11 protein-coding genes are annotated in these 10,931 nt (G+C 28.4%); 8 read left to right on the top strand and 3 right to left on the bottom strand.

The window, feature by feature from the left end:
- The 3 genes from ACRC28_RS06750 to rsmI form a co-directional block, all read left to right on the top strand.
- The coding region (locus ACRC28_RS06750; RefSeq protein WP_438542684.1) for a C40 family peptidase at positions 1 to 1,292 on the top strand (1,292 nt) is incomplete at its 5' end.
- A gap of 226 nt (positions 1,293 to 1,518) precedes the next feature.
- Complete coding sequence (locus ACRC28_RS06745) at positions 1,519 to 2,289, top strand: tRNA1(Val) (adenine(37)-N6)-methyltransferase (protein ID WP_438542686.1); 771 nt, start codon at positions 1,519 to 1,521, stop codon at positions 2,287 to 2,289.
- Positions 2,282 to 3,127: a 16S rRNA (cytidine(1402)-2'-O)-methyltransferase gene (gene rsmI / locus ACRC28_RS06740; RefSeq protein ID WP_438542683.1), complete on the top strand. Its 846-nt coding sequence runs from the start codon at positions 2,282 to 2,284 to the stop codon at positions 3,125 to 3,127. Before ACRC28_RS06745 ends, rsmI begins: the two co-directional genes overlap by 8 nt.
- Before the next feature lie 164 nt (positions 3,128 to 3,291).
- On the opposite strand, the gene ACRC28_RS06735 is transcribed toward rsmI, so the two are convergent.
- The gene (locus ACRC28_RS06735) at positions 3,292 to 3,531 is read right to left on the bottom strand and encodes an AbrB/MazE/SpoVT family DNA-binding domain-containing protein (RefSeq protein WP_002596649.1); all 240 of its coding nucleotides are present in this window, start codon (positions 3,529 to 3,531) and stop codon (positions 3,292 to 3,294) included.
- Positions 3,532 to 4,083: 552 nt separating this feature from the next.
- Between ACRC28_RS06735 and ACRC28_RS06730 the strand changes: the two genes are divergently transcribed.
- The 3 genes from ACRC28_RS06730 to ACRC28_RS06720 all read left to right on the top strand — a co-directional run bounded on the left by ACRC28_RS06730 (position 4,084) and on the right by ACRC28_RS06720 (position 7,346).
- Positions 4,084 to 4,674 carry a DUF1836 domain-containing protein gene (locus ACRC28_RS06730; RefSeq protein ID WP_438542682.1) on the top strand — a complete coding sequence of 197 codons (591 nt, stop codon included), beginning with the start codon at positions 4,084 to 4,086 and terminating at the stop codon, positions 4,672 to 4,674.
- A gap of 201 nt (positions 4,675 to 4,875) precedes the next feature.
- Positions 4,876 to 5,028 carry a YvrJ family protein gene (locus ACRC28_RS06725; RefSeq protein ID WP_438542681.1) on the top strand — a complete coding sequence of 51 codons (153 nt, stop codon included), beginning with the start codon at positions 4,876 to 4,878 and terminating at the stop codon, positions 5,026 to 5,028.
- Positions 5,029 to 5,075: 47 nt separating this feature from the next.
- Positions 5,076 to 7,346 carry a helicase C-terminal domain-containing protein gene (locus tag ACRC28_RS06720; protein ID WP_438542680.1) on the top strand — a complete coding sequence of 757 codons (2,271 nt, stop codon included), beginning with the start codon at positions 5,076 to 5,078 and terminating at the stop codon, positions 7,344 to 7,346.
- A gap of 40 nt (positions 7,347 to 7,386) precedes the next feature.
- Here ACRC28_RS06720 and ACRC28_RS06715 read toward each other — a convergent pair whose 3' ends face one another.
- Positions 7,387 to 8,265, bottom strand: a complete 879-nt coding sequence (locus ACRC28_RS06715; RefSeq protein WP_438542679.1) for an aldose 1-epimerase family protein — start codon at positions 8,263 to 8,265, stop codon at positions 7,387 to 7,389.
- 203 nt (positions 8,266 to 8,468) lie between these two features.
- Here ACRC28_RS06715 and ACRC28_RS06710 point away from each other — a divergent pair, with 203 nt between their 5' ends.
- Complete coding sequence (locus ACRC28_RS06710; RefSeq protein WP_438542678.1) at positions 8,469 to 9,308, top strand: YihY/virulence factor BrkB family protein; 840 nt, start codon at positions 8,469 to 8,471, stop codon at positions 9,306 to 9,308.
- Between the two features lie 24 nt (positions 9,309 to 9,332).
- Here ACRC28_RS06710 and galE read toward each other — a convergent pair whose 3' ends face one another.
- Complete coding sequence (gene galE / locus ACRC28_RS06705; protein WP_438542677.1) at positions 9,333 to 10,319, bottom strand: UDP-glucose 4-epimerase GalE; 987 nt, start codon at positions 10,317 to 10,319, stop codon at positions 9,333 to 9,335.
- A gap of 285 nt (positions 10,320 to 10,604) precedes the next feature.
- Here galE and ACRC28_RS06700 point away from each other — a divergent pair, with 285 nt between their 5' ends.
- A complete protein-coding gene (locus ACRC28_RS06700; protein ID WP_438542676.1) occupies positions 10,605 to 10,916 on the top strand; it encodes a DUF6514 family protein in 312 nt (103 codons plus the stop codon).
- Positions 10,917 to 10,931 lie beyond the last annotated feature (15 nt).

Genomic DNA, 10,931 nt, shown 5'->3' with positions numbered 1-10,931 from the left:
AAAGAAAAATTTTAGCTGCAGTAATTGCAGGATCTTTAGCATTAAATGTATCAATGCCATCTATGATAGCAAGTGCAGAACCAGTAGATAAAGAGGTACAAGCAGCGCAAGATCAATATGAAGAAATGCAAGCAAACATTGCCAAGATAAATGATAAGATTAACTCTTTTAATTCACAAATAGAACCATTAGTTGTAAGTATACAGAATAATAAGAAACAAATGTCTGACTTAGAAAAACAAATGGAAAATACTCAAAAAGAGATTGAGCAAAGCAAAGAAAAGATAGCTAAGCAAGAAGAAGTATTAGGGAATAGATTAAGTGAGTTATATAAATCAGGCGGACAAATAGGATATTTAGAACTTATTTTTGGTGCTAGTAGTTTTGGAGACTTAATAAACAGAGTTGAAATTGCAACAAGATTAATAACTATAGATAAAGATGCGGTAGAAACTTTAAAAAATGATAAAGCGAAATTGGACGAGCAAGTGAAGTCAATTTCTGAAAAGAAAACAAAATTAGAAGAACTAAACAAGCAGACTGAAACTGAGTTAGCAAATGCAGAAAAATTAAAAGCAGAGCAAGAAGTTTTAGGAGAACAAGCAACAGCTGCTCAAAAAGAATTTGATAAAAAATATTTAGCAAGATATGAGAGACAAGTTGTAGCTAGTCAAATTGAAGTATTAACTAATAGTAATAGTTCAATAAATGCATTAAAGAGTGCTATATCTCAAATAAATGAGTTAAATAGAAGTCAGATAAAGAGTCCAACTGTTAAGGCGGAGATAGAAGCTGCTGTAACAAAAGGAAAAGCTAATTTAAAACGTAAAGAAGATGAAGCACGTGCACAAGCTGAAGCAGAAGCTAACAGAGGCGATGGTGGAAACGGTGGGACAAGCTCTGGAGGAAGTACTGGAGGTAGCACTGGTGGAACAGCACCACCTGTTGATAGTGGAAGTGCTCAGGCAGTACTAAATGAAGCCTATAGACATCTTGGAAAACCTTATGTTTGGGGTGCAACAGGACCAAATTCATTTGACTGTTCAGGATTCACTAGCTATGTATATAAAAAGGTTACAGGTAGATATATAGGAAGAACTACTTATGATCAAGTTAATGCTGGTTCAGCAGTATCAAGATCACAACTACAACCTGGTGATTTAGTATTCACTAGTGCAGGACATGTTGGAATTTATGTTGGTGGAGGAAATATGATTCATGCCCCAAGAACTGGAGACGTAATTAAAGTTTCACCAATGTGGTCATTCTATGCAGGTAGAAGAGTACTATAGTTATAAAATGAATATTAAGTCTATTCGATATTTAAAAATATTGAATAGGCTTTTTTACAGTTATAAAATGAAGCTATAAAGAAGTTACTAAATAAATATTAGGAAGAAGAAGTGAGATATAATTAATTATATGATAATAGATACTATTTAAGAACTAACTTAGAAGAAAAACTAAGAGTTGGAAAGATTGTTATGTTAAAATCTTTAATGTATAATTAGTTACATAATTAATAAGGAGAATATAAAAGTGAATAAAGAACTTATTAGAAACGATGAAAATTTAGATGATTTACAATTAAAAGGTCTAATGCTTATTCAAAAAAAGGATGGTTTTAAGTTTGGAATCGATGCTGTTTTATTATCAAATTTTGCAAATGTTAAAAAAAAGCATAATGTTATTGATTTATGTACTGGAACAGGGATAGTACCATTTTTATTAGAAGGAAAGTATGAACCTAAACAGATTTTAGGACTAGAGATACAAGAAGAATTTGTAGATATGGCAAAGAGAAGTGTATCATTAAATAAAAAAGAAAATATTTTATTTATGCAAGGTGATTTAAAAAATAAAGAGTTACTAAAGAGTTTAGAAAAGGCAGATGTAGTAACAGTAAATCCACCATATAAGCTAAATAATGCAGGGATTGTTAATCCATCTGATAAATTAGCTATAGCAAGGCATGAAGTAATGTGCAATTTAGAAAATGTAATTGAAGCTAGTAGAATATTATTAAAAGATAATGGAAGATTATTTATGGTACATAGACCAGAAAGGTTAGCTGATATTATAACTATAATGAGAAAATATAAAATAGAACCAAAAAGAGTACAAATGGTTCATCCAAAGATAGGGAAAGCGCCTAACATTGTATTAGTAGAAGGGCAAAGAGATGGAGGAGCATTCTTGAAATGGGAAAGTCCATTATTTGTTTATAATGAAGACGGAACTACAACGGATGAAATAAATGAAATTTATGGGAGAAATAAAAATGAATAATGGAAAATTATATTTAGTGGCAACACCAATTGGAAATTTAAAAGATATAACATTGAGAGCTTTAGAAACTTTAAAAAATGCAGACATTATAGCAGCAGAAGATACAAGACAAACGCTGAAGCTATTAAATCATTTTGACATAAAGAAAACATTAATAAGCTATCATATGCATAATGAGCAAGGGAAAAGTAATGAAATTATAGAAAAGTTAAAAGAAGGGGTTAACATAGCTTTAGTAAGTGATGCAGGTATGCCAGGGATATCAGACCCAGGAAGTGTTATAGTGAAAAAATGCATTGAAGAAGGAATAGCCTTTGAAGTACTACCTGGAGCAACTGCATTCGCAACAGCTTTAATATATTCAGGACTTGAAAATTCAAAGTTTGCTTTTAGAGGATTTATTCCAAGAGAAACAAAGGATAGAAAAGAGTTAGTTGAAGAAATAAAAGAGATGAGAGAAACTATAATTTTTTATGAAGCTCCACATAGATTATTAAGTACACTAACTTTTATAGAAGAGAATCTAGGAAATAGACAAATTGCTGCATGTAGAGAGTTAACTAAGTTACATGAAGAAATAGTAAGAGGAAGTGTAAGTGAAGTAAAAGAACACTTTTTAGAAAATAAGCCAAGAGGCGAATTTGTTTTAGTTATGAATGGAAAAACTGAAGAGGAGTTTGAACAAGAAAGTAAAGAAGAATGGGAAGGCTTAACAATTGAAGAGCATATAAAAAAATATATAAATGATGGATTAAGTAAAAAAGATGCTATAAAAATGGTAGCAAAAGATAGAAAAGAAAAAAAGAGTGTAATATATAAGTACTCTACTGAAATATAATATAAAGAAGTTAAGGGCAGACCGAACAAAAGAAAGATACACTCCCAAAAAATTTTAGGAGTGTATTTTTATTTGAAAAATTTTAAGTTAGCTTTTAACTAAAAAGCTAGTATTATGAAAATACTAGCTTAACCAAATTAATCATATGTAAATAGAAATTCTAATTATTTCTTAAGTTCAGCAAAACAATTTTTGCAGATATTCTTTCCTTTATAGTTAACTACATCTCTAGCATCGCCACAGAAAATACAAGCTGGCTCATATTTCTTTAAGATGATTTGCTCACCGTCTACATATATTTCTAATGCATCTTTTTCAGCTATATCAAGAGTTCTTCTTAACTCTATTGGTATAACTATTCTTCCTAATTCGTCTACTCTTCTAACTACTCCTGTTGATTTCATAAAGGTTCCTCCTAAAAATAAATTGTGTATCTTATCCTACAAGTTTCGACATTTCACTATGTTATCTTACCAAAACTGTAATTTAAAGTCAACCGATAAATGTTAACTTTTAATAAACTACAAAAAACATCAATAAATACTATGCTTATAATATACTACCAAATAATTCTATTGTCAATACTTTACAAATTAAAAAATTATTAACTAATATTATTTAAAATATTATCAGAAAACTATAAAAAATAAAGACAAACATTATAATATCATAACATAAAATGTATATTTTTTGTTATGAAGGGCGAAAATAGAAAATAAAGTCGAAAAATGAGTGATGGAGATGTAATAAAATGACAGAAAAAGAGCATAAGAGAAGTAGTTAAAGATGATAAAATTAACTTGTAAAAGGTTTATATAAACTATATAATAATATTATAGAAATAATTGATTAAGGTATGAATTATAAAATATTTATAAATAACCAAAGAAAATGATTACATAAAGATTGAATTATAAAGTTTTATATAAATTAAATAGAAAGTAAGGGTGAATGATATGTCTAAAAAAATAGATTCAGAGTATATAGCAGAGTTAACGGAAGAAATGTCAAGAAACAGTATGATAGCATATGATGAGTTACCACAATATGATTTATTTTTATCACAGGTAATAGATTATTTAAATGATAAATTTACAGAGGATAATTACACAAATAATATAGTGCAAAATTATATTAAAAGTGAAGTTATAACAAAGCCAGAGGATGGTAAAAAGAGAGGATACACAAAGATTCATTTAGTTCAATTAGTTTTATTGAGCTATATGAGACCAGTTTTAACTACAGATGAAATAAAAAAAGTATTTAGTCTTGCATTTAATGAAATAAATGATAGAACAGATGATATAATTTCTTGGGAAACAGCATACAAGGTATTTTCGGAAACACAAAAAGAAAGCTTAGATTCCTTTATAGGAACATCAACTGATACTGAGGAAAGATTAGATAATTTAGTAAAAGAACTAAAATTAGGTTCTGATGAAGAAGATAAAATAAAAACATTTATGTTAGTTTTATCATTGATAGCACAAGCAAGTGTAATAAAAAAATTAGTTCAGAAAATAGTAAAAGAATATCATGAAGATTAAAGAGATATTTTATAGATAAAATCTTTTTTATTATATAGTCAATATTAAATCACATGGTTAAATCGTAAAAGATTGCCATGTGATTTTTTTTTGGAAATTTTATATAAATAATTAAATATTTAGTTTAATTTAGTTAGAGAGAAAATAAATTTACTTTTTAATTAGAGGTGCATATGTAATAGATGAAAGGGGGGAGATAATATGGAGGGATTTATGGAATTGATAGGTAATGTTGGATTTCCTATAGGAGTTTCGTTTTATTTATTAATACGAATAGAAAGTAAGATGGAAGTGCTAATAACAAGTATAAATAATTTATCTAATGCTGTTAGCAGATTAGAGCAAAACAAATAAAATTAAATAATGTATAATGGATATATGCTAGTTTTGGAGGTGTTTTTTTGAGTAAAATAATAATAAAGGAATCTGTAAGAAGTTTAGTTGAATTTATCCTTAGAGAGGGTAGTATTGATAACAGATTTACTAGCAATAAAAGAGCAATGGAAGGAACTAAGGCACATCAGAAAGTACAGGGAAATAATGAAAAGGTATATGAGAAATATACAAAAGAGGTTTATTTAAAAAAAGAGTTTGACTTAGATGACTTTATCTTAAGAATTGAAGGAAGAGCAGATGGAATAATAATTGATGATGAGGCTATTATTGTTGAAGAGATTAAGTCAACATATAAAGATATAGATGACATAACTGATGAGAGAGAGGTTCATTGGGCTCAGTTAAAATTTTATGCATATATATATGCTTTAAATGAGAATTTAAAAGATATTGATTTACAGTTAACGTATTATAAGATAGATACAGAAGAGGTTAAACTTTTTAGAAAGAAAGTGTCTTTAGAAGAGCTTGAGAGTTATGTATTTAATATTATAGAAGAGTATAAAATATATTTTAAATTATTAACTGATTATAGAGAAAAAAGAAATTTAACTATAAGAGCTTTAGAATTTCCATTTAAAGAATATAGAAAAGGACAATTAAGATTAGCGAGAGCAATATATGGAACTATAAGAGAAGAAGAAACAATTTTTGCAAAAGCACCTACAGGAATAGGGAAGACTATATCCACATTATTTCCAGCTATAAAAGCAATAGAGGCATTAGATAAAGAAAAAATCTTTTATCTTACTGCTAGAGGAATTAATGGTAAGGTAGCAGAGGATACTTTAGAGAAATTAAGAGACAAAGGATTATACTTTAGAAGCTTATCAATAAGAGCAAAAGAAAAAATGTGTTTAAATGATAAGGTTAGTTGCAACCCAGAAGAATGTATTTATGCAAGAAATTATTATGAAAAAAATAAGGAAGTAATAAAAGTATTCTTAAATAAGGGAGAACATATATATAGTGATGATATTCTAGAGGTTGGTAAAAAGCATGAGCTTTGTCCGTTTGAATTATCTTTAGATTTAATTTATTGGTGTGATTGTGTTATTTGTGATTACAACTATATATTTGATCCAAGAGTTGCATTAAGAAGAGTTGAAGAAGATGAAGATAAGGGGAAAATCTTACTTATAGATGAGTGTCATAATTTAGTGAACAGAGGAAGGGAAATGTATTCTGCGAGCCTGAGTAAAGCTGATATTATGGGATTGAGAAAGAAAATTAAAGATAAAAATAAGTTTATATATAATTTATTAGGTAAAGTAAATGAAGTATTTATAAAGCTAAGAAAAGAGTGCGAAGAAATAGAAGATGATACATTTAATATGGCAGAACCTCCAGGAGAGATATTTAATCATTTAAGACGATTTATTGGAGAAAGTGAAGAGGCTTTAACGGAATTGAAAAATGAAGAGTTTATAGATGAATATTTAGATGTCTATTTTAAGATAAATAAATTTCTAGCTATTGGTGAGATTTATGGAGAAGATTATATAACTTATGTAAAGAAAAATGGTGAAGAGGTTATATTAAAAATGTTTTGTGTAAATCCATCAGAGAAAATAGGTGGAATATTAAAGGGGACAGGAGGAAATATACTATTTTCAGCAACATTAACACCTATGAATTACTATAAAGAATTGCTAGTTGGAGAAAAAGAAGCATATAGAATAAATCTCCAAAGTCCCTTTGATAAAGAAAATTTAGAAGTAATAAAGAAAAGTATAAGTATAAGATATAAGGATAGAGAAAGAACTTTAAGCCTAGTATGTAAAGAGATTAAAAACTTTATTGAAGAGAAAAAAGGAAATTATCTAGTATTTTTCCCATCATATGAGTATCTAGATTTAGCTTTTAGTGAAATAAAATTTATAGATGGAATGACACTTATGCTTCAAGATCAATATATGAATGAAAAGGAAAAAAAGATATTTATAGAAAAATTTGAAAAAGAAAAAAATATAGTAGGGCTTGGAGTACTTGGAGGAATGTTTTCAGAAGGTGTTGACCTTCCAGGTGATAAGCTTATAGGAACTATTATTGTTGGAGTTGGATTTCCTAAAATATCTGTTGAAGGTGAAATAATTAAGGATTATTTTGAAGAAAAAGGATTTGATTATGCATATATATATCCAGGTATAAATAAAGTAATGCAAGCTGTTGGTAGAGTAATACGATGCGAAGAGGATAAAGGAAGAGCATTGCTTATAGATGATAGGTATTTCCAATATAAATATAAAAATATATTACCAGATGAATGGTATTAAAAAAGAGAACTCTTAGAAATAATCTAAGGGTTCTCCTTTTTTATACATTAATAGTTAAAGTATAAGAACATTCAAAACGTTCATTTACATTTAGTTTTTGAATTCCTTCTTTATCTTTTAACTCGCCATCAAAACCTTCATAATCGGCGTGTCCAAACCAAGGCTCGATACAAACGAATGGAGCTCCAGTTGGCATTGACCAAAATGCCATAAATGGGAAATCTGTAAAGTCCATAGAAAGACTTTTATTATGATTTTTAGATTTTAATGTTACAATATTAGATTTTAAATCATCAAAAACTAAGGCATCGTTTTTGAAGGTATCTTTCTTTAAGGCGATTGTATTTTCATTATTGAAGAATGGTATTTTTTCTTTTAAGAAATAACCATTTTCACTTAAGGCTAAAAGGGATGAAGTTTCGTTGTTATTAAGTTCAAAATAATAGTCTTCCATTGTTTCTTCAGGCATAAGAGGACACATAAATGCAGGGTGTGCACCTATTGAGAAGAATATTTCTTTTGAATCTTTATTTAAAACAGTATAGGTTATAATAACCTTATTGTCTAAAAGCTCATATTTTATCATAAGTTCAAATTTATAAGGGTATACTTTAAGTGTATCTTCAGAATATGAAAGTGAAAATACAAGTGTTGTATTTGATTCCTCTATTAATTTGAATTCAGAAATTCTAGCTAAACCATGCTGAGGTAAATTGAACGTTTTCCCATCAACTCTGTATTCTCCATTAATAACTTTTCCAACTGTAGGGAATAATATAGGAGCATGATACTTCCAATAAGATGCATCACCATTCCATAAGAACTCAATATTATCTATTTTAGATGTAATATTATGAAGTTCACCTCCAAAGGTACTAGCAGTTAATTTAATTTGTTTATTTTCTAAATTATAAATCATTTTAAATACTCCTTATTAATAAAAAAATAATTATTAATAATATGTTACCATAATATTCAAGATTTAAGAAGAGGAGGGAGTTAAATAGATAAATATAAAAAAGTTAAAAGAGGAATAGTTTTACTTAATATATATATATATGTTAATATGTTCAAGATGAATTATAAAAACTAAAAATAAAAAATAAGATATGGTGAAAATTTATGAAAAAAAAGGTAAAGAGAGAATCTATCATTGATACGATAGTATACTTGATTGTTAAGATAAAAAGGGATGATATATTTGCATCAGGAGCACAACTTGCATATTATCTAATGCTAGCTTTTTTCCCATTTTTAATATTCTTGATGACCTTAATAGGTTTTAGTCATTTAAATTCAACTGATGTTTTAGAGTGGCTACAACGACTATTGCCTAGTGAGGTCTTTAATTTAACTAAAAGCACTATAGTAGAAGTAGTAGATTACCAACATACAGGAATCTTAGGAGTGTCTATTGTAGTAACTCTTTGGAGTGCATCAACTGGATTTAGAGGAGTTATAAAAAGTATTAATAGAGCTTATGAAATTGAAGAGAATAGGTCATTTATAAAAAGGTCAATTATTGGAATGCTTGGCGTTATAGCAATGGCATTAGTAGTAGTATCTACGTTATTAATGTCCGTATTCGGAGATGTAATAGGAAGATATTTAAATGAAATACTACCTTTTGGACATTTAGTTTCTTTTCTTTGGAATGTTGTAAGACATGGAGCTATTATAGTTATATTAATAGTTGTATTTGCTGTTATATACAAAATAGGACCAGCGAAGAAGATAAAGCTAAGAGAAGTATTTCCAGGTGCAATCATAAGTACATTAGGATGGCTTGTAGCATCAGGTGGATTTTCGTATTATGTAAATAATTTTTCAAATTATTCAAGAATTTATGGAAGTCTAGGAACGATATTTGTTTTAATGACATGGCTTTATATTACATCAATGGTATTTATATTTGGAGTTGAGGTAAATTCAGTTTTAGAAGAAGAGAGAAAATGGGAGTAGCTATTTAAGCATACTCCCATTTTCTTATTTATTATAACCATTTGGAAAGTTTTTGTGCCAATTCCAAGCAGTTTCTATTATTGTATCAACAGAATTAAATTTTGGTTTCCAATTAAGTTCTTTCATAGCATTTTCGCTAGAGGCAATAAGAATAGCAGGGTCACCAGCTCTTCTCTCTGCAATTTCAGCAGGAATAGGATGTCCAGTAACTACTCTAGCTTTTTCAACCATTTCTTTAACAGAGAATCCAGTTCCATTTCCTAAGTTGAAGATTTTACTGTCTCCACCATTCATTAATCTTTCTAGAGCTAATGAGTGAGCAGAAGCTAAGTCAGAAACATGAATATAGTCTCTAATACAACTTCCATCTTCAGTATCATAATCATCACCAAAAATCATTATTTTTTCACGCTTACCTAAAGCAACTTGTAAGATTAATGGAATAAGATGACTTTCAGGTGAGTGATCTTCTCCAATTTTCCCATTTATGTGAGCACCTGCAGCATTAAAATATCTTAAAGTAGTATATTTTATACCATAAGCTGTATCGCACCATTTTAATATTTTTTCAACTAAAAGCTTAGATTCACCATAAGCATTAGTTGGAATAGTTTTTGAATCTTCTGTTATTGGAACAAATTCAGGTTCACCATAAGTTGCAGCAGTTGAAGAGAAAACAATATATTTAACATTGTGGTCCTTCATAGCCTCTAAAAGTGTAATAGTTCCAGAAACATTATTATTGAAATATTTAAGTGGTTCAGTCATACTTTCCCCAACTAAAGAATATGCTGCAAAATCAATAACAGCTTCTATATCATTTTCTGAAAATACTTTATCTAAAATAGTACGATCACGTAAATCGCCAATATATAATTTACCACCTAAAAGAGCATCTTTATGACCTTTCTCAAGATTATCTAAAATAACAACATCTTTTCCTTTTTCTAGTAACTCAGCTACCATATGACTTCCTATGTAGCCAGCACCTCCACAAACCAAAATAGACATAATATACCTCCTAAAATTTTATAACTATATTATAGCATTTAAAAAGTAAATTAAGGAATAGAATGTAAAAAAAAGAGGAGTATTTCCCGGAAAATATATTTTTCGACAAGTAAACAGACAAAAGTGGAAATATATGAATAATAATATGGAGAAAAATAGATAAAAAGAATAAAGTTTAAAAGAATAGGATGAAAAAAAATTTTTTTCATAGCCACCGTTTGACATAAAATAAAGAAAAAATATGTTATATTTCAATGGAGGGATAAATTTTAGGGGGGTATAGAGATGATTAAAGAGAATTTTGTATTTGTGAGAAGTAGTAATGGGATAGAAAGAAAGTATAATTATAGATTAATAAAAAGTGAATTTAAAGAGAGTGATGTATACGGGATAGAGATTGAAAGAGTAGATTGTATAGGGGAGGAAATTATTGATTCATATAAAGAGTGTGTTGAATTAATTTCGCCAAATGAAAAAAAAGTCAAAGAACTTTTGGAAAAATTGTACAATAATCAAGTATCACCATTACATTTAATTGATATAGCAGGAGAAATGATTGATGAATCAGTAGCTGATTTTGCAGTACTTGGATTATAATAAAGAGAGTATAAT

Source organism: Clostridium sp. (genome assembly GCF_051650885.1).
Taxonomy (GTDB): domain Bacteria; phylum Bacillota; class Clostridia; order Clostridiales; family Clostridiaceae; genus Clostridium.
Note: the sequence above shows the minus strand (reverse complement) of the source record. Positions and strands in the feature narration are given on the sequence as shown.